This window comes from Streptomyces sp. NPDC051051, assembly GCF_040682975.1.
In the GTDB taxonomy this organism is placed as follows: Bacteria; Actinomycetota; Actinomycetes; order Streptomycetales; family Streptomycetaceae; genus Streptomyces.
Window position 1 is genome coordinate 1 of record NZ_JBFBCB010000063.1, and the last position, 19,227, is coordinate 19,227.

Below are 19,227 nucleotides of genomic sequence, written 5' to 3' on the forward strand. Positions count from 1 at the left end.
GATCGGACGGGCCGTCCACGGAACCCGGGAGATGATCCTCGCCGCCGTCCTGGAACGCCTTCTCGCGGTCGGGGTGGCCGCCGCGACCTCGCGGTCGTACGGCGTCCGGGCCCGTGGCGTGCGCGCGGTTCAGCCGCCGCCAGGACGGGCGAGCGGAAGGTCCTTGCCGATCCATGTCCGCACCCCGGCACTGCCGCGGCACACACCGGATCCGGCGGCCGCGCCGGGGCGTCACCCCCCTTTCGGCCTCAGCCCTCACCACCGCCTCGGCCCCCCGGCCCCTGCCCGCCCGGACCGCCGGCCGAACAGTCACGCGGGCGTCGAACGAACCAGACCCAAACGCCACCGTCCGCCACCCCTTCCGCCACGGAGAAACATCTACCAGCATGCATGTGCCGAGTCGGCGTGCGGCCGACGGCAGGGCCCCTGCTCCGGTGGCGTCCTCGCGCGCGCCGGTTCCGGGCGGACTCGGACGGAGCCGGACGATGAGCTATGCGATGTGGGCGCGCGGCGTGGAGTGGCTGGCCGCCGCCTCGACGGACCCGCGGAACTGCAAGCGGGAGTGGGACCAGGGCCACGGCGTCACCCTCCTGGAGGCGGGCCGCTACTGGGACGTGCTGAGCGTGCCCGACTGCCTGGGCCTGCTCACCCTGGACCTGCTGTGGCAGCCGTCGCTGCCCGTACCGGGACCGACCCTCGTGGACACCGCGGCCCACCGGGTCGGCTTCTTCCTGCCGCCGGATCCGGCGACCCGCTGGGTCGGCGAGGGGCTGCGGCAGACGGGCCGGGGCTCCTGGGTCGCGGTGCCCCCGCCGTACCGTCCGGCCCGGTTCCTGGAGTGGCTGATCCCGCCGGACGGATCGGGCGCGCTGCACTCCCCCGGCGCCCTGGAACTCGCACTGCGGCAGGCCAACGGCACCATGGCCGTTCTCACTCCGCCGCGCGGCGCGTAGCGCGTCACGCGGCCCTTCACCGTGCTCCCGTCGGGCCGGGCCCGTGGCGGGAGCCCGGTGAAGGACACCCGCTGCACACCGGGACGTTCTCCCTCGACGAGGCGCCGCCGGCGTACGAGCGGCTGCACGCCGGACGGATCGAGGATCGCGCGGTGATCGTACCGAACGGCCGACCGGGCACGGGGCGACATCAGGCCACTCCGGGATGGGATCAACTCGCTTGCGGAGCAAGACAATTGCGTCAGTCGACGCAGAAGCGAACAGACAGCGGGCACTTTCGGCACGGAGTCTTGCCCAACCGTGCGAGATCGAACGATGACGGTGTGTACTGTGCTGCGGGTGCCCGGTCCGCGTCTCCCGGGTTCACCCCTGCCCCGCCCTTCCCCGGAACGCCGACCCTCCCTGGAACCGAATCGATGATCGAACTACCGGACCTGGTGGCCGGCGGCCTCGCCGCCGGCACACTGTCCGCGCTCGCCCTCGGCGGCGGGCTGCTGCGGTTACGACGGCAACAGACCCGGCAGCGGGCGGAGATCACCGCCCTGCGCACCCGACTCGACGGCTCCCTGAGGGCGTTCACCGCCGAGGTCGAGCATCTCGCGGCCCGCCGGGTGCCCGCCGCCGCCCAGCAGGTGGCACATCCGCACCTGGCGGTGCCCGGCCCGCTCCAGCCGCTGACGGCCGGCACCCCGCTCGGCATCGCCCTGGAGAACGTGCTCCTGGCACTCCGGTCCGAGGTGGCCTCCCAGCGCACCCGGGTCGACGCGGCCGCGCAGGCCGGGATGCGCGGCGCCACCCGGGAGATCCAGGCGGCCCTGTACCGGCTCCAGGACGCCCTGCGGCAGCTTCAACAGCGTTACGACGAACCCGAGTTGGCACAGACCCTGTTCCGGCTCGACCACGAGAACGAGCAGTCGCTGCGGCGCGCCCAGGTGGCCGCGGTGGTGTGCGGGGCGTGGGTGGGGCTCGCCCGCGAGGAGTCGCACCTGGTGGACGCGGTCACCGGCGGCCAGGCGCGGCTCGCGGGCTACCAGCGGGTCGAGGTCCACAACCATCTGGAGCCCGGCACGGCCCTGGTCTCGCACGCCGTGGAGCCGGTCGCCATCATCGTCGCCGAGCTCCTCGACAACGCGCTGCGGCACTCCGCGCCCGACACCGAAGTGGTGGTGAGCCTGGAGCACGTCCACCACGGGGTGTGCGTCACCGTCGACGACGCGGGCCTCGGCATGACCCGCGACGAACGCGACCGCGCCCAGCGGCTGGTGGCCGGCGACACCCCCATCCTCCTGACCGACCTGGGCGACCCGCCGCGCATGGGCCTGGCCGCGATCGGCCGTCTCACCCGCCAGTTCGACCTGGCCGTCGACGTCTCGTCGGCCTCCCCCTACGGCGGGGTGCGCGCGGTCCTGCGGGTCGACAGCCACCTGCTGAGCCGCCTCGACCCGGCCGACCGGCCCCCGGCCCCGAGCGCGCCGCGCACCACCCGCAGGTCCGTCCCCACTGCCCCGGCTCCGGCCCCCGCCCCGGCGCATGCCTACGGTACGGAGGACGCCGTACCGGACGCGCCCGGGCACCGCACACCCGCGGACGAGGACGGGCTGCCGCAGCGGCGCCGGCGCCCCCGCCCCGCCGCCGCGGCCGGGCCGCCGACGGCGCCCGAGCCGACGCGGCCGGCCCGGCGGCCGGAGGAGTCCGCGGCGGCGCTCGGCGCACTCCAGACGGGCACCGCGGCGGCGCGCGCCGGCGCCGGGGCCGCACCCGCGGGCGCCGCCCGGCCGACGACCCGCGACACCGACCACACCGACCACACCGACCACGAGGGGGGCGCGGCATGACCAGCCGCAACACGGGCGACACGGCATGGGTACTGGAGCCGATCCTTCAGGTGCCGCACGTGGTGGCCGCCGTCATGCTGACCCGCGACGGGCTCGTGACGGGGTACACCGACGCGCTGTCGCAGCCGTCGGCGGAGCGGGTGGCCGCGATCACCAGCACCGTGCAGGGGGCGTGCCGGACCGCGGCGGCGGCGTTCGCCGACCGGGAGAAGGCCGAGGTGCGCCAGGTCGTCATCGAGTCCGACCACGGCTATGTGCTGATCGTGCCGACGGACCACGGCACCTGCGTCGCCGCGTACGGCGACGGCGAGGTGCGTCTGGACCTGCTGGCGCACCGGGTGCACTCCCAGGTGGCGCGACTGGGCGAGAAGGCCATGACGGCCGCGCCCCGAGGAGCCGACGACCGCACCCCGGCGTGACCGCTCGCCCGGCCGGCCGTCCCCTGGTTCCCGCGTACCTGTCGACCGGCGGGGTGGCCAGGCCCAGCCGTCCGCATCTGGAGCGGCTCTCGGTGCTCGCCCGCACCGGCGAGCACCCGCCGCCCGGACTGCCCGCCGCCCGACTCGCCCTGCTGGAAGCCCTGGAGGAGGGCTCGCTGGCGGTGGTGGAGGCGGCGGCGCTGCTCGGGCTGCCGGTCTCCGCGGTGCGGGTGCTGGCGGCCGGGCTCGCCGACCTGGACCTGATCCACACCCGTGCCCCGATTCCGCCCGCCGACCGCTTCGACCCCGACCTGCTGAAGAGAGTGGCCGATGGCCTCCGCGCCCTCAAACACGCCTAGCGCCGGCGCCCCTGGCCCGGTCCACCAGCCCGACACCGCCCGTGACCTGGTGAAGATCCTGGTCGCCGGACCGTTCGGGGTGGGCAAGACGACCCTGATCGACTCGGTGTCCGAGATCCGCCCGCTGCACACCGAGGAACCCCTCAGCGAGGCGTCCGCACGGGTGGACGACCTGGCCGGGGTACGGGACAAGGCCACGACGACCGTCGCCATCGACTTCGGCCGGATCAGCCTGCCCGGCGGGGTGGTCCTCTACCTGTTCGGCACCCCGGGACAGGAGCGGTTCCGGTCGCTGTGGGACGACATCGCCCACGGGGCGCTCGGCGCGCTCGTCCTGGTCGACAGCCGTCGGCTCGACGCGTCGTTCGACGTGCTGGGTCTGGTGGAGGAGAGCGGACTGCCGTACGCCGTCGCCTTCAACGCCTTCCCGGACGCGCCCCGGCACCACGGCGAGGAGCGGCTGCGGCGCGCCCTGGACCTGGAGGCGTCCACCCCTTTGGTGACCTGCGACGCGCGGGACGCGGACTCCTCCGTCGACGCGCTGCTCGCGCTGGTCGACCACCTGATCACCCGCGACCCGGCGGAGGCCCGGTGACCACCTACCCCCCGGACCGGCACGACTTCTCGCGTTCGGCTCCCGTGCGGCTGTGGGAGGACGGCTTCGCGTCGGACCCGCAGCGCTACTACACCGCCCTGAGTGCCCAAGGACCCATCGGCTGGGCGGAGTTGGCGCCCGGCATACCGGCCTACCTGGTCACGGACCGGCGGGCGGCGCTGGACGTGCTGCACGACGAGGAGACGTTCTCGCACGATCCGCGCGCCTGGGAGGGAACCGTCCCGGCGGACTCCCCGGTGCTCGGCATGATGCGGTGGCGGCCCAACGCCCTGTTCGCCGACGGCGCCGCGCACGTCCGCTACCGGACCACCCTCATCGACGTGTTCGACCTGGTGGAGCCGCACGACCTCCGGGCGCGGGTGCACCGGGCGGTGCGCCTGCTGGTGGACCGGATCGGGCCGCACGGCGAAGCCGATCTCGTCGCGGACTTCTCGCGGCCCCTGATGGCGCTGGTGTTCAACGACCTGTTCGGGCTGCCGGACAGCGCCGGGGACCGGCTCGACGCGGGTCTGGGCAAGATGATGGAGGGCGGTGCGCAGGCCGCCGAGGGCGAGGCGGAGTACGCCCGGTACGTCCTGGAGCTGATCGCGGCCAAGGCCGAGCGGCCCGGCGACGACCTGCCCAGCCGGCTCCTCGGCCATCCCGCCGGGCTCACCGGCGAGGAGGTCACCTGGCAGGTGTTCCTCACCCTCGGCGCCGGCTACGAACCGACCGCGAACCTGCTGTCCAACACCCTGTCGCGGATCCTGGGCAACCCGCTCTACTACTCCACCCTCACCAGCGGCGCCCGCCCCGTCATGGACGCGGTGGTCGAGGTGCTGCACCACGAGACGCCCCTGGCCAACTACGGCATCTACTACGCGCGTCGGCCCGTCTCCTTCCACGGGGTGTGGCTGCGCGACGCCGTGCCGGTGGTGGTGTCGTACGGGGCGCTCGGCCTCTTCGCCGAGCGGGAGGCGGCCGCGGACCGTCACCCCCACGACGCCTCGCACCTGTCGTGGGGCGCCGGACCGCACGCCTGCCCGGTGAAACAGCACACGCTGCTGCTCGTCACCGAGGCGATCGAGCGGCTCACCCAATGGCTGCCCGACCTCGACCCGGTGCTGCCCCGCGAGCGGCTCTCCTGGCGGCCGGGGCCCTTCCACCGCTCCCTGACCGCGCTGCCCGTCCGCTTCAGTCCTCGCGCCACCGACCATCCGGGAGTCCCTTCGTGACCGTGACCGACCGCAGCGTCCTCGACCCGTTCGGCTCCGACCTGCACGCGGAGAGCGCCCGGCTGCGCGCGCTCGGCCCGGTCGTGCCCGTCGAACTGCCCGGCGGCATCCCCGCCTGGGCGCCCACGGGGTACGACACCCTCAAGGAGCTGATCCTCGACCCGCGGGTCAGCAAGGACCCGCGCCGGCACTGGCGGTTGTGGCCGGAACTGGGCGAACACCCCTCCTGGGGCTGGATCCTGGGCTGGGTCGGCGTGATCAACATGCTCTCCACCTACGGTGCCGACCACGCCCGGCTGCGGCGCCTGGTCGCGCCGAGCTTCACGCACCGGCGCACCGAGTCGCTGCGGCGGCGGGTGGAGGCGATCACGGCGGAGCTGCTGGACGGCCTCGACCGGGGCGGGGACACGGTCGACCTGAAGGCCGCGTTCGCCCATCCCCTGCCGATGCGGATCATCTGCGAACTGTTCGGCGTGCCCGACGACATGCGCGAGGACCACGTCCGGCTGGTCGCCTCGATCATGGACACCACCGATCCCTCTCCGGAGCACGCCGCGCGCGTCCAGGAGCGGATCGGTTCGGTCCTCGGCGGGCTCATCGCGTACAAGAGCGCGCACCCCGGCGACGACATGACCACCGAGCTGATCCGGGTGCGCGACGAGGAGGGCGACCGGCTCAGCGACGAGGAGCTGCTGTACACGCTGCTGCTGGTGATCGGCGCCGGGTTCGAGACGACCGTGAACCTCATCGGGAACGCCGTGGTGGCGCTGCTGGGCGCGCCCGAGCAACTGGCGGCCGTGCGACGCGGAGACATCGGCTGGGACGCGGTGGTCGACGAGACCCTGCGGCTGCACCCGTCGATCGCCACGCTGCCGCTGCGGTTCGCCGTCACCGACCTGAAGGTGGGCGACGTGACGATCCCGGCCGGGGACGCCATCGTCACGACGTACGCGGCGGCGGGCGTGGACCCGGCGCACTACGGCGCGGACGCGGAGGTCTTCGACGCGGCGCGCCGGGCGGACGACCACCTGTCCTTCGGGATCGGCGTGCACCGGTGCATCGGCGCCCCGCTGGCCCGGATGGAGGCGCTCACCGCGCTGCCCGCCCTGTTCGACCGGTTCCCCCGGCTGCGGCTGGACGCGGACGCCGGGAAGCTGGAGCAGGTGCCGTCGTTCATCGCGAGCGGCTGGCAGGAGATCCCGGTCCGGCTGCGCGGCTGACCGCGCTCCCGCGACGCCCGCATCGCGGGGGTGCGACCGGTCCCCCGTTCCGGTCGAACCCCCGCGGCACGTCGAACCTACGTGCCGGGCGTGCCGCCTGTGAATCGTGCCGGTGCCCGCTCCCGGGGCTCGAGGGCTCACCTGTGCACAGGTGCGTCCGGATGGCCCGATTACGCCTGATGGCGGTCGGGGTGCGGGGAGGGGCGCCGGGAGGGGTGCGGGTCGGCGTGCAGGCCGGGCGGGCTGAGGGCCCCGGTCACGAGGTGGGCCAGAACGACCTCGTAGAGGTCGCTGCCGGCGGCCAGGAGCCGGCGTTCGAGGACGGGTTCGGCGCCGCGTACGTGTTCGCGGACCGTCTGGGCGTGCACGCCGAGGAGCTGGGCGGCCCGTTCGGCGTTGCCGCCGGCGGCGATCCAGGCGCGCAGGGTTCCGCGCAGGTCGCGGCCGTCGGCGTCGAGGCGGGCGAGCAGGCCGTGCGCCCAGGTGCGCAGCGCGGGCCCGGTGAGCAGGTCGGCGAGGCGGGCGGGCCCGGCGGCGGGGTGGCGGTCCTCGGTCGGGCAGGCCTCGGTGTTCAGGGCGAGGTGCACGGCGGCGCGGACGGCCAGGTCGGAGAAGTCCGCGCCGAGGAGGTTCTCCACGCGTTCCATGCGCGCGCGGACGGTGTTGCGGCTGACGCCGAGCACCTTCGCCGCGCTGACGGCGGTGAACTCCAGGCCGAGCCGGGTGGTGGCGAGGAGTTCGGCGCGGGTGTGGTGGGCGAGGGTGTCGAGGGGGCGCAGCAGGCGGGTCGTCCAGGCGCGCAGCGCGGTGGGGTCCATCAGCCGCTCGGGGTGGGTGCGTTCGGCGTAGACGGCCGTCTTGTCGGGGCGGAAGCGGGCGACGGCGAGCGCGCTGACCGCCTGCCCGTAGGCGGCGGCGGTGTGGGCGAGGCTCTGACGGGCGCTGCCGCCGAGGAAGGTGTCGCGCCGTCGGTGGCACAGGGCGCGCAGGTCGGCGCCCGCGGTGTCGCGCGGGGTCACCACGATGACGTGGGAGTCCACGGCCGGGCAGCGCACGACCAGGCTCTGTTCGCGGGTGGCCTCGATGCAGGCCTCGGCCAGCCGGTCCCGGTCCGCGGGACTGCTCTCGACGACGTAGACGCACGCGGTGTCGGTGTCGAGGAGGCCGGGCCACAGGCCCGCGGCGACCCTGCGGGCCGCACTCGTGTCCTCGACCATGAGCAGCTGGAGGATGGCCAGGCGCAGGTCGGAGGTGGCGCGCGCGAGGCGGTGTCCGGTGGCGGCGGTGCGCTGGGCGCGCAGCAGGAGTTCGAGGGCGGCGGCCGTGTGGGTCACGATGTCGGCGGCGCGCCGGTCGAAGGGCTCGGTCCGGACGACGGCGAGCACGCCGGCCGCGGCGGGCGGCGGCAGTTCGACGCGGATCATCCGCAAGTGGCGGCCGTCGCCCTCCCAGGAGGCGGAGGCGAGACGGCCGGTGACGATGTCCGTCACCAGACCCTCGTCGAGCGGTGTGGGCGCTCCCGCGAGGGGCGTGCCGTTCTCGTCGCGCAGGGAGACGGCCGCGTCGACGGTGGCGCCGAGCCAGTCGACGATCCTGGCGACGTCGCGTCCGGTGGGACGCAGGTGGTCCAGCAGTTCCTGCGCCCACGTCGCGTCGGCGTGCCCCGGCACCGTCACACCCGTGTGACGGCGCTCGTCGTCCAGGCCGGTCATGTCGGCGCACTCCTCGTCCCTCACGGCCCGTCCGGACCGAATCCGTCATATCGGTCAGGGACGTTACCTCACCGGCGCCGGCACCGGCCCGGACCGCGTCCGGCTCCGTCCACCGCAGGGTGGACGGACGAAGCCCACGGCGGGGCGGGCACGCCCGACTCACGCCGACCGACTCACGCCGACCGACTCACGCCGACCGGCTCGCGTCAACCGGTTCACGGGGCGGGCCGCCGCGTTCCCGGGCCGGTGAGGCCCCGCCCGGACCGGCCCGGTTCCTCCGGAGGAGCAGCAGCCGCCCGAGGCCGGCGGCACACCCGCGCCCGCCCGGCTCCGACCCGTCCGACCGGAGCGGGCAGCGCACCGCTGAGAGCCGAACCCGTGCGGCCCGCACGGCGCGAACAGACACCAGGAAGGTGGCGCGCCGACATCGCCCGACCGGCCCGCGGCACGCGGGCCGCACGGCACGGGCCGGTGCGCGGGTGGTGGAGCGCCTCGATCCGCCCCACCGGTACGGCACGGGGCGGATCGAGGCGGGTGCGGTCGTGTCAGTGGGCGGAGGTGGAGGACCTGCTGCCCAGGCCCGCGGCGGCCAGTACCGCGCCGACCAGGCACAGCAGGCCCGTGACCAGGGACGCCGCGTGCAGGCCGTTCATGAAGGCCTGCCCACTGCCTTCGACCACGGCCGCCCGCAGCTGCTCCGGCATGTTCCCGGAGACGGGGGCGATGCCCATGGCGACCGCGTCCTTGGCCTCTCCGAGCCCGGCGGCCGTGGCCGCGGGGACTCCGGCCCGGGTGAGTTCGCCGCCGAGCGTGGAGCCGACCTCGGCGCTGATCACGGAGACCAGGACGGAGGTCCCGAGGGCGCCGCCGATCTGGAGTGTGGTGGCCTGGAGGCCGCCCGCGACTCCGCCGTCCCGGACCGGGGCGTTGCCGACGATGGCGTCCGAGGAGGCGGCCAGCACCATGCCGACGCCGAGGCCGAGCGCGATGAACGGCGGCCACATGGTGGCGTAGGAGGAGTCCGTGGACCAGGTGAGCAGGCCGAAGCAGGCGGCGGCCTGGAGGATCATGCCCAGCGGCATGCAGAAGCGGGCGCCGAAGCGGCCGGTGAGGGCTGCGCCGAGCGGGGAGGCGACCAGCGAGGCGAGGCTGAGCGGGAGGGTGCGCACACCGGCCTCGACGGGGGTGTAACCGCGCACGTTCTGCAGGTACAGCATGATGAAGAAGATCGCGCCGAGCAGCACGAAGAAGTTGAGCGCGGTGATGATCGCGCCGACGGTCAGCGAGCGGTTGCGGAACAGACGCATCGGCAGCAGCGGATGCTCGACGCGGGTCTCGTACCAGCCGAAGACGGCGAGGACGAGGAGTCCGGCGAGGAGAGCGCCCCAGGTGCCCGCGGAGGTCCAGCCCCAGGTCTCCCCCTTGACGACGCCGAGGACGAGGCTGATCAGGCCGACGGCGAGCAGCAGGACGCCGGGGACGTCGAAGCGGTGGTGTCCGGTGGAGTTCCGCGACTGCGGCAGCACGAGGGCGCTGAAGGCGAACGCCACGACACCGATGGGCAGGTTGATGTAGAACACCGACTCCCAGTCGACGTGCTCGACGAGCAGGCCGCCCACGATCGGGCCGAGGGCCGTGGAGACGGCGGACACCATGGCCCAGATGCCGACGGCCATACCGAACTTCTTCGGCGGGAACACCGCCCGCAGCAGCCCCAGGGTGTTGGGCATGAGCAGGCCGCCGAAGACGCCCTGGAGGGCGCGGAAGGCGATGACGCCGGTGATGGAGCCGGACAGTCCGATGGCGACCGAGGAGACGGTGAAGCCGGCGACGCCGACGAGGTAGAAGGTGCGGCGGCCGAAGCGGTCGCCGAGCTTGCCGCCGAGGATCAGGGTGGCGGCCAGGGCCAGCAGGTAGGAGTTGGTGACCCACTGGAGGTCGGCGGTGGAGGCCTGGAGGTCGCGGCCGATCTCGGGGTTGGCGATGGCGACGACGGACGCGTCCAGCTGGACCATGAACAGGCCGAAGGCGACCGCGCAGAGGGTGAGCCAGGGGTTGGAGCGGAAGCGGCCGGTGGCCGACGGCCGCGCCGCGGCGCGCGCGGACGCGGGCGCGCCGGAGTGATCCACGGTGGTGGACGGCATGGGAGAGCCTTGTCTGTGTACGGGGGTTGTGCGACGGGGTTCTGCGGAAGGGTGGGTATGGGTGCGCCGAGGAGGTGGACGGCTCCCACCGGGGGCGCACCCGCCAGGAGTGGCGCTCGAACCGGCGGCACCGGCCACCGGGACGCCCACCGGGGTGGCGGCCACAGGGGGCGGCACCCGCGAACGGCGGCGCCCCAGGACGCGGCGCCGGAAGTCCCGGGCACCGCACGCCCGGCCGGGGAACAGGCCGAGCGGGCCTGCCCCGGTTCAGTGCGCGGCGGCGTGCAGGTGGCGCGTCAGGGAGGTGAGGGCGCCGATCGCGGAGCCGAGGGCGTCCATCTCGCCGTCGGTGAGGGAGAGCAGGGCCTCGGAGAGACAGCCGGTCTCCAGGTCGCGGACCTCGGCGAGGCGCTGTCGGGAGGTCGCCGTCGGATACAGGTGGGCGACGCGCTTGTCGGTGCTGTCCTGGCGGCGCTCCAGCATGCCCCGCTCGGTCATCTGGGAGACCAGCGCGCTGACGTTGTTGGGCTTCATCAGCAGGGCGTCGGCGGCCTCGCGCACGGTGGCGCCCTCGTGCTGTGCGACGAACCGCAGCAGCAGGAGCTGCCCCTCGGGCGGCTTGGGGTGCGGGTAGGTGGAACCCACCCGGCGGTCCAGGGCCCGGTGCAGCGCGGGGAGGCAGGCCGCCAGCTCGGAGGCCATGCGGTCGGTGCCCCCGGAGGGCGCGCTGGTGTCGGACATGACAGCCAGGATAGGTATCCCTTCATACCCATGTCAAAAAGGGCCGGTCCCCCGCCGCACGGCATAAGCTCCCCCAATGGCGAAGTACTACGACGTTCACCCCGACAACCCGCAGCCCCGCACCATCGCCCAGGTTGCGGCGGCCATCCGGGCGGACGCACTGATCGCGTACCCGACGGACTCCTGCTACGCGCTCGGCTGCCGGATCGGCAGCCGGGACGGCGTCGACCGGATCCGGGCCATCCGCGAACTGGACGACAAGCACCACTTCACCCTGGTCTGCCAGGACTTCGCGCAGCTCGGGCAGTTCGTGCACGTCGACAACGACGTGTTCCGCGCGATCAAGGCCTCCACGCCCGGCAGCTACACCTTCATCCTCCCGGCGACGAAGGAGGTGCCGCGCATGCTCCAGCACCCGAAGAAGAAGACGGTGGGCGTGCGCATCCCCGACCATGTCGTCACCCAGGCACTGCTCACCGAACTCGGCGAACCCCTGCTGTCCAGCACGCTGCTGCTGCCGGGCGAGGAGGAGCCGATGACCCAGGGCTGGGAGATCAAGGACCGGCTCGACCACTCCGTGGACGGGGTGCTCGACTCCGGGGACTGCGGGACCGAGCCGACCACGGTCATCGACTTCTCGGGGGGCGAGGCGGAGATCATCCGCTACGGAGCGGGCGACGCCTCGCGCTTCGAGTAGGCCCGGGCGGCGGGGGACGAGGGCGCCGGGTCCCGGCGCGGCCGATTTCGGTGGCTCATGCAACGATACCGGCGGGCCGGACCGTCGCCGGACCGGTGGACCGCCCGCCGTGAACCGCACAGAGAGGCACCCCGCATGACCTCCGTACAGGGAACAGCCGTGGACGTCCCCACCGAGGACGGCGTCGCGGACGCCTACTTCTCCCGTCCCCTCGACGGCGCGCCCCGTCCGGGCGTGCTGCTGTACCAGGACGCCTTCGGGCTACGGCCGCAGCTGCGGGCGATGGCCGACCGGCTGGCCGGGGCCGGGTACGCGGTGCTGGCGCCGAACCTCTTCCACCGTCACGGGCGCAGCCCCGTCGTGGAGATGCCCGACTTCATCGACCCGGCGGCCCGCCCGGAGATCTTCGAGAAGCTGCGCCCGGTGATGCGGTCCCTGACCGACGACCTGGCCATGCGGGACGCCGGCGCCTGGCTGCGCTGGCTGGCGGAGAGCCCGCTGGTGGCGGCGGGGCCGGTGGCGGTGACCGGGTACTGCATGGGCGCCCGTCTCTCCCTGCTGACCGCGGGCACCCATCCCGAGCGGGTCGCGGCGGCGGCCGGGTTCCACGGCGGGCGGCTGGCGACCGAGGCGCCGGACAGCCCGCACCTGGTGGCCGGCCGGGTCACCGCCGAGCTGTACTTCGGCCACGCCGACGGCGACCCCTCGCTCCCGCCCGAGCAGCAGGAGCGACTGGAGGAGGCCCTGACGGCGGCCGGTGTCCGCCACCGCTGCGAGGTCTACGAGGGCGCCCCCCACGGCTTCACCCAGGCCGACACGGCCGCCTACCAGGAGGCGGCCTCCGAGCGGCACTGGGCGGCGCTGCTGGACCTGCTCGAGCGCACTCTCTGACTCCGGCCGGCCTCGGTCGACTCCGACGGACTCCGACCGGCTCCGGCCACCTTCGGCTCGCTCCGTTCGCCTCGGACCGTGTCCTACGTGGTGAGGCGGACGGGCCGCTCGCAGCAGCGGGGGCGGTGAGACCGGGAAAAGGCCGGGTGGCTGCGGGGACCGCGCTCACGGCGAGGACTGGGTCGGCGGTGGCCGGACAGCCGGGACATCGTCCGTCCGACGACTCGTCGACGGCGCCCCCGCCGTTCGCCGGGCCCGATGCCCTTGCGGGCGATCCGCACGCCGATCCGTTTGCCGCGAAGCCCTCTGCGCCGCCGGCCGCGGCCTCCGTCCCGGGTGCCGTCGCGTACGCGGAAGTCCGGCGGGACCCCGGCCCCGTGCGACGAACAGGGATGTCCCGTTCGGCACCCGCTCGACGGCCGCCGAACGGCATTCCCCGAGGCGGGTCGGCCGCTCGGGCCGGAAGCCGGTGAAGAACGCCATGGGCGCGGGCGGGCCCGAACCGAACTCATGCCGAACGACCGGCGGGGCCGGTTCACGCCGGTGCACGCAGCGCACCGGGTGCGGGCACGAGCGCCTCACGAGCAACTCCACGCGCTCTACCGGTGCCCGCAGGCGGTGGAAATGATGAGCACGCCGCACATGAACCAGGTGATCCGCACCCCTGTCCCTCGGCCAGGCGGACGTGCGGCGGAAGGAGCGCACGGTGTTGCTTCTCATCTCCCCGGACGGTGTCGAGGAGGCTCTCGACTGCGCGAAGGCGGCGGAGCACCTCGACATCGTCGACGTCAAGAAGCCGGACGAGGGCTCGCTCGGCGCCAACTTCCCCTGGGTGATCAGGGAGATCCGCGACGCGGTCCCGGCGGACAAACCGGTGTCCGCCACCGTGGGGGACGTCCCGTACAAGCCCGGCACAGTGGCCCAGGCCGCGCTCGGCGCGGTCGTCTCGGGTGCCACGTACATCAAGGTCGGCCTCTACGGATGCACGACGCCCGATCAGGGCATCGAGGTGATGCGCGCGGTCGTCCGGGCGGTGAAGGAACACCGCCCCGAAGCGCTCGTCGTCGCCTCGGGCTACGCCGACGCCCACCGGATCGGCTGCGTCAACCCGCTCGCCGTGCCCGACATCGCCGCCCGCTCCGGCGCCGACGCGGCCATGCTCGACACCGCCGTCAAGGACGGGACGCGGCTGTTCGACCACGTTCCGCCGGATGTCTGCGCCGAGTTCGTCCGGCTGGCCCACGCGTCCGGTCTGCTCGCCGCCCTCGCGGGCAGCGTCAAACAGACCGACCTCGGTCCACTGACCCGCATCGGCACGGACATCGTGGGCGTGCGCGGAGCGGTCTGCGCGGGCGGCGACCGCACGACGGGAAGGATCCAGCCGCATCTGGTGGCCGCCTTCCGGGCGGAGATGGACCGCCAGGCCCGGGAGCACGCGGCCGGCGTCCCCGCCGTGAACTGACCGACCGCATGCCGACCTCTGAGCCCGACCGCGTCCCCGGTGGCCGGGCCGCGCGTTTCGCCGTCGTCGACCCGGCCACCGGAGAGACCTTCGACGAGGCCCCCGACCAGCGGCCGGACGAGTTGGACGCCGTGGTCGACCGGGCCCGCCGGGCCTGGCACGGCTGGCGCGCCGACCCCGCCGCCCGCACCGTCGCGTTGCGCGTGGCGGCCGACGCCGTGGAGACGGCCGGCGACGACCTCGCCCGGCTCCTCACCCGGGAACAGGGCAAGCCCCTGGCCGAGTCGTACGCGGAGGTCGCCCGTACGGCGGCCCGCCTGCGCCACTTCGCGGACCTGACCCCCAGAACCCGGCGGATCACCGACGGCCGGCCCGTGCACAGCGAGGTCCGCTGGCGATCCCTCGGTCCCGTCGCCGCGATCGTGCCGTGGAACTTTCCCCTCCAGCTCGCGGCGGCGAAGTTCGCGCCCGCGCTCGCGGCGGGCAACACCGTGATCCTCAAACCGTCCCCGTTCACCCCTCTGGCCACCCGACTGCTCGGCTCCGTCCTCACCGCGGCCCTGCCCGAGGACGTACTGACCGTCGTCACAGGCCACGAACCCCTCGGCGCCCGCCTCGCCTCCCATCCGGGCATCCGCCACGTCACCTTCACCGGCTCGGTGCCCACCGGGCGGGCCGTCGCCGAAGCGGCTGCGGCCTCGCTCGCCCGGGTCACCCTGGAACTGGGCGGCAACGACGCCGCCGTCCTGCTGGACGACGTCGAGGTGGACCGGATCGCGGACCGGCTGTTCTGGGCCGCGTTCCGCAACTGCGGGCAGGTCTGCATGGCGGTCAAACGCGTCTACGCCCCGGCCCGGCTCCACGCCGAGGTCGTCGAAGCCCTCGCCCAGCGCGCGAAGAGCGTCGCCGTCGGGGCCGGCCTCGACCCGGACACCCGGCTGGGCCCGGTCAACAACGCCACTCAGCTGGCCCGGGTCGAGCAGGTCACGAAGCGGGCCCTGACGGACGGCGCCCGGGCGGCGGCCGGCGGGCGGCGGCTGGACCGGCCGGGCTACTTCTTCGCCCCCACGATCCTCACCGATGTCCCGCCCGGCAGCCCCGTGGTGACCGAGGAACAGTTCGGACCGGTCCTGCCGGTGCTGCCCTACCGGAGCATCGACGAAGCCGTCGACGCGGCCAACGGCACCGTCTTCGGGCTGGGCGGCTCCGTGTGGGGCACCGATATCGACCGGGCCGAGGCGGTGGCCGACCGGCTCGAATGCGGCACGGCCTGGATCAACCACCACGCCGAGCTGTCCCTCGCCCAGCCCTTCGCCGGCGTCAAGAACAGTGGTGTGGGCGTCGCGGGCGGACCGTGGGGGCTCTACGGCAACCTCCGGCCGTTCGTCGTCCACCGCCCGCGGGAGGAGTGACGATGAGGTTCCAGGCGGCCGTACTGCGCTCGTACGAGGCCCCGTTCGCGGTCGAGGAGGTGACCCTGCGCACCGAACCCGCCGACGGCGAGATCCTGGTCGAGATCGCGGGCTGCGGGATGTGCCGGACCGATCTCGCGGTCCGGCGATCGGCCGGTCGCAGCCCGCTGCCGGCGGTCCTCGGCCACGAGGGGGCGGGGGTCGTGGTGCGCGCGGGCGGCGGCCCGGACACCGAGATCGGCGTCGGCGACCACGTCGTACTGAGCTTCGACTCCTGCGGACACTGCCGGAACTGCCGCGGCGCGGCCCCCGCCCACTGCGACTCCTTCGCCTCCCTCAACCTCTTCGGAGGACGCGAGGAGGACGCGCCGCGCTTCACCGACGCGACCGGGCAGGCACTGGCCCCCCGGTGGTTCGGCCAGTCCTCGTTCGCCCGGTACGCACTCGTCCCGGCCCGCAACGCCGTCCGTGTCGACCCCGCGCTGCCCGTCGAACTGCTCGGACCGCTCGGCTGCGGCTTCCTCACCGGCGCCGGAGCCGTGCTGAACACCTTCGGCGCCGGCCCCGGCGACACCCTCGCGGTCTTCGGCGCGGGAGCGGTGGGCCTGGCCGCGGTGATGGCGGCCACCGCCGCCGGCGCGCTGACCGTGGCCGTCGACCGGCATCCCGGGCGGCTGGCCCTGGCCGAGCGGTTCGGTGCGGTCCCGCTGCCCGCCGCGGCGGCCGGACTGCCCGAGCGGATCCGGCGGCTGACCGACGGCGGCGCGCAGTACGCGCTGGACACCACGGCCTCGCCCCCGCTCGTCAACGACGCGCTCCATGCGCTGCGCCCCACCGGCACCCTCGGCCTGGTGGCACGGCTCCACACCGCGCTGCCACTCGAACCGGGCACGCTGGACAGAGGCCGCGGCATCCGCCACATCTGCGAGGGGGACGCCGTACCCGGACTGCTGATACCCCGGCTGACCGGGCTGTGGCAGGCCGGACGCTTTCCCTTCGACCAACTGATCCGCACCTACCCACTGAGCGACATCAACGAGGCCGAACGCGACTGCGAGGCGGGCCGTGTGGTCAAACCCGTCCTGCTCCCGGAGGGAAGAAGTCGATGAACGGGACGTGCGGCACCGCGAACCCACCGCACCCGACAAGCAGGCACCCGACAGTCCCCACTCCCGCCAACGGAGGAAACATGGCCGGCACGGCGTCGCAGCACACGGACGGGGAAGGCGTGGACGCAGGCGTGGGCCTGACCGCCCTCCTGGTCGCCGCGGCACGGGCGATCGAGACCCACCGCCACGACAGCCTGGCCCGGGACGTCTACGCGGAACACTTCGTGCGCGCCGCCCCGGCGTGCGCGCACTGGCCGGTGCGCATCCAGCAGGTCACGGACGGGGACGGCAACCCGCTGTGGGGGCGGTTCGCCCGCTACTTCGGCCTGCGGACCAGGGTCCTCGACGACTTCCTCCTCCGCTCGGTCCGCACGGGCGCCCGCCAAGTGGTCCTGCTGGGCGCGGGGTTGGACACCCGCGCCTTTCGGCTGGACTGGCCGTCCGACTGCGTGGTCTTCGAGGTCGACAGGGCGGGCGTGCTGGCGTTCAAGCACCAGGTGCTCACGGACCTGTCGGCCGACCCGAAGGTGAAGCGCGTCCCCGTACCGGTCGACCTGCGCGCCGACTGGGTCGCGGCGCTCACCGCCGCCGGCTTCGACCCTGCCGCACCGAGCGTCTGGCTGGCCGAGGGGCTGCTCTTCTACCTGCCGAGCCGCGCCGAGACGTACCTCATCGACACGGTGGACCGGCTGACCGCCGAAGGCAGCGCGCTGGCGTTCGAGGCCAAGCTGGAGAAGGACCTGCTGGCGTACCGCGACAGCGCGATCTACACGGCGACACGGGAACAGATCGGCATCGACCTGCTGCACCTCTTCGACAAGGGACCACGGCCCGACTCCGCGGGCGATCTGACGGCCAAGGGCTGGTCCACCTCGGTACACACCCCCTTCGACTTCACCCGCCGGCACGGACGCGGCCCCCTCCCCGAGCCGAACGACGCGCTGGAGGGGAACCGGTGGGTGTTCGCGCACAAGCCGCGGCCCTGACGCCCGCAGCGCCCACGGCGGCGCCGGCCCCCACGACACGGATGCCGCCGGGACCGCCGCCCGGGCGGGCGGGCGCTCGCGGCGAGCGCACCGCGGGCGCCCCTTCGTGCGGATCTCGTGCACGTCTCGCGCACAGTCATTGACATGCTCACACCCTGATGCGACTTTGAGAGCGCTCTCAACAGGTACGGACCAACCCCACAGGTCTACCCGCACGGAGGTGGAGAGTGCTTCGCACGCTCAGGTCCCGGCTGGCGGCGGCGGCAGGAGCCGCCGCACTCGTCGGCACATTGCTCACCCTGGGGCCACCGGCCCAGGCCGCCGTCCCGGCCACCGTCCCGCTCAAGATCACCAACAACTCGGGGCGGGGCGAACCCCTCTACGTCTACAACCTCGGCACCCTCCTGACGACGGGTCAGCAGGGCTGGGCCGACGCGAACGGCACCTTCCACGCGTGGCCCGCCGGCGGCAACCCGCCCACTCCGGCGCCGGACGCCTCGATCACGGGCCCGGCGGCCGGGCAGTCGGCCACCATCCGGATCCCCAGGTTCTCCGGCCGCATCTACTTCTCGTACGGCCAGAAGCTGGTGTTCAGGCTGACCACGGGCGGGCTCGTGCAGCCGGCCGTGCAGAATCCCGGCGACCCCAACCGGAACATCCTGTTCAACTGGTCGGAGTACACGCTCAACGACGCGGGGCTGTGGCTCAACAGCACCCAGGTCGACATGTTCTCCGCGCCCTACTCGGTCGGTGTACAACGCGCCGACGGGAGCACGGTGAGCACCGGCCGCCTCAAGGCCGGCGGCTACAACGGCTTCTTCAACACCCTGCGCGGACAGGCCGGCGGCTGGGCGAACCTGATCCAGACCCGTTCCGACGGCACCGTCCTGCGGGCCCTGTCCCCGTTGTACGGCATCGAGACCGGGGCGCTGCCCCGTACCGTGCTGGACGACTACATCAACCGCGTCTGGCAGAAGTACGCGACCTCGACGCTGACGGTGACGCCGTTCGCGGACCAGCCGGGCACGAAGTACTACGGCCGGGTCTCCGGCGGCGTCATGAACTTCACCAACGGGTCGGGCGCCGTGGTCACCAGCTTCCAGAAGCCCGACGCGGACAGCGTGTTCGGCTGCCACCGCCTGCTGGACGCCCCCAACGACGCCGTGCGCGGGCCGATCTCCCGCACCCTGTGCGCCGGGTTCCACCGGTCCACCCTGCTGGTCAACGCGAACCAGCCGGACACCACGTCGGCGGGCTTCTACCAGGACGCGGTGACCGACCACTACGCCCGCGCGATCCACGCGCAGATGGCCGACGGGAAGGCGTACGCGTTCGCCTTCGACGACGTCGGCCATCACGAGTCGCTCGTGCACGACGGGTCGCCGCTCCAGGCGTACCTGACGCTCGACCCGCTGGGCTGAGGGCGGCGGACGTCCCGCACGCGCGGAGAGCACGTG

The 19,227-nt window shown here is 73.8% G+C and carries 17 protein-coding genes and 1 pseudogene; 14 read left to right on the forward strand and 4 right to left on the reverse strand.

What is annotated here, in order from left to right; translation table 11 throughout:
- Positions 1-485 precede the first annotated feature (485 nt).
- The 7 genes from AB0N31_RS32035 to AB0N31_RS32065 all read left to right on the forward strand — a co-directional run bounded on the left by AB0N31_RS32035 (position 486) and on the right by AB0N31_RS32065 (position 6,616).
- On the forward strand, positions 486-953 hold the full coding sequence (locus AB0N31_RS32035; protein ID WP_366061994.1) for a hypothetical protein: 468 nt from the start codon (positions 486-488) through the stop codon (positions 951-953).
- A 416-nt stretch (positions 954-1,369) separates the two neighbouring features.
- Positions 1,370-2,788 (forward strand): ATP-binding protein, encoded by a 1,419-nt coding sequence (locus AB0N31_RS32040; protein ID WP_366061995.1) that lies wholly within the window; start codon positions 1,370-1,372, stop codon positions 2,786-2,788.
- Positions 2,785-3,207 (forward strand): roadblock/LC7 domain-containing protein, encoded by a 423-nt coding sequence (locus tag AB0N31_RS32045; RefSeq protein ID WP_366061997.1) that lies wholly within the window; start codon positions 2,785-2,787, stop codon positions 3,205-3,207. The genes AB0N31_RS32040 and AB0N31_RS32045 overlap by 4 nt, the downstream gene beginning before the upstream one ends.
- Complete coding sequence (locus AB0N31_RS32050) at positions 3,204-3,566, forward strand: DUF742 domain-containing protein (protein ID WP_366061998.1); 363 nt, start codon at positions 3,204-3,206, stop codon at positions 3,564-3,566. Before AB0N31_RS32045 ends, AB0N31_RS32050 begins: the two co-directional genes overlap by 4 nt.
- Positions 3,538-4,161, forward strand: coding sequence for an ATP/GTP-binding protein (locus tag AB0N31_RS32055; RefSeq protein WP_366061999.1), 624 nt, complete (start codon positions 3,538-3,540; stop codon positions 4,159-4,161). Before AB0N31_RS32050 ends, AB0N31_RS32055 begins: the two co-directional genes overlap by 29 nt.
- The gene (locus AB0N31_RS32060) at positions 4,158-5,396 is read left to right on the forward strand and encodes a cytochrome P450 (protein WP_366062000.1); all 1,239 of its coding nucleotides are present in this window, start codon (positions 4,158-4,160) and stop codon (positions 5,394-5,396) included. The genes AB0N31_RS32055 and AB0N31_RS32060 overlap by 4 nt, the downstream gene beginning before the upstream one ends.
- A complete protein-coding gene (locus tag AB0N31_RS32065; RefSeq protein WP_366062001.1) occupies positions 5,393-6,616 on the forward strand; it encodes a cytochrome P450 in 1,224 nt (407 codons plus the stop codon). Before AB0N31_RS32060 ends, AB0N31_RS32065 begins: the two co-directional genes overlap by 4 nt.
- 170 nt (positions 6,617-6,786) lie before the next feature.
- Here the strand turns inward: AB0N31_RS32065 and AB0N31_RS32070 are convergent, their stop codons facing one another.
- From AB0N31_RS32070 to AB0N31_RS32080, 3 genes are all read right to left on the reverse strand, one after another.
- Positions 6,787-8,328: a helix-turn-helix domain-containing protein gene (locus AB0N31_RS32070; RefSeq protein ID WP_366062002.1), complete on the reverse strand. Its 1,542-nt coding sequence runs from the start codon at positions 8,326-8,328 to the stop codon at positions 6,787-6,789.
- Between the two features lie 545 nt (positions 8,329-8,873).
- Positions 8,874-10,472 (reverse strand): MFS transporter, encoded by a 1,599-nt coding sequence (locus AB0N31_RS32075; RefSeq protein WP_366062003.1) that lies wholly within the window; start codon positions 10,470-10,472, stop codon positions 8,874-8,876.
- 267 nt (positions 10,473-10,739) lie between these two features.
- The gene (locus tag AB0N31_RS32080; protein ID WP_366062004.1) at positions 10,740-11,213 is read right to left on the reverse strand and encodes a MarR family transcriptional regulator; all 474 of its coding nucleotides are present in this window, start codon (positions 11,211-11,213) and stop codon (positions 10,740-10,742) included.
- 76 nt (positions 11,214-11,289) lie between these two features.
- Between AB0N31_RS32080 and AB0N31_RS32085 the strand changes: the two genes are divergently transcribed.
- Both AB0N31_RS32085 and AB0N31_RS32090 read left to right on the forward strand, forming a co-directional pair.
- Complete coding sequence (locus tag AB0N31_RS32085) at positions 11,290-11,910, forward strand: L-threonylcarbamoyladenylate synthase (RefSeq protein WP_366062005.1); 621 nt, start codon at positions 11,290-11,292, stop codon at positions 11,908-11,910.
- A gap of 135 nt (positions 11,911-12,045) precedes the next feature.
- On the forward strand, positions 12,046-12,801 hold the full coding sequence (locus AB0N31_RS32090; RefSeq protein WP_366062006.1) for a dienelactone hydrolase family protein: 756 nt from the start codon (positions 12,046-12,048) through the stop codon (positions 12,799-12,801).
- Between the two features lie 83 nt (positions 12,802-12,884).
- Here AB0N31_RS32090 and AB0N31_RS32095 read toward each other — a convergent pair.
- Positions 12,885-13,112 (reverse strand): annotated as a pseudogene (locus AB0N31_RS32095) (IS5/IS1182 family transposase); the annotation flags it as partial.
- Between the two features lie 395 nt (positions 13,113-13,507).
- Between AB0N31_RS32095 and AB0N31_RS32100 the strand changes: the two are divergent.
- From AB0N31_RS32100 to AB0N31_RS32120, 5 genes are all read left to right on the forward strand, one after another.
- Positions 13,508-14,263 (forward strand): (5-formylfuran-3-yl)methyl phosphate synthase, encoded by a 756-nt coding sequence (locus AB0N31_RS32100; RefSeq protein WP_366062007.1) that lies wholly within the window; start codon positions 13,508-13,510, stop codon positions 14,261-14,263.
- 8 nt (positions 14,264-14,271) lie between these two features.
- Positions 14,272-15,675 (forward strand): aldehyde dehydrogenase family protein, encoded by a 1,404-nt coding sequence (locus AB0N31_RS32105; RefSeq protein ID WP_366062008.1) that lies wholly within the window; start codon positions 14,272-14,274, stop codon positions 15,673-15,675.
- A gap of 2 nt (positions 15,676-15,677) precedes the next feature.
- Positions 15,678-16,784, forward strand: a complete 1,107-nt coding sequence (locus AB0N31_RS32110; protein ID WP_366062009.1) for an NAD(P)-dependent alcohol dehydrogenase — start codon at positions 15,678-15,680, stop codon at positions 16,782-16,784.
- An 80-nt stretch (positions 16,785-16,864) separates the two neighbouring features.
- Positions 16,865-17,770, forward strand: coding sequence for a class I SAM-dependent methyltransferase (locus AB0N31_RS32115; protein ID WP_366062010.1), 906 nt, complete (start codon positions 16,865-16,867; stop codon positions 17,768-17,770).
- Positions 17,771-17,997: 227 nt separating this feature from the next.
- Positions 17,998-19,191: a glycoside hydrolase family 64 protein gene (locus AB0N31_RS32120; RefSeq protein ID WP_366062011.1), complete on the forward strand. Its 1,194-nt coding sequence runs from the start codon at positions 17,998-18,000 to the stop codon at positions 19,189-19,191.
- Positions 19,192-19,227 lie beyond the last annotated feature (36 nt).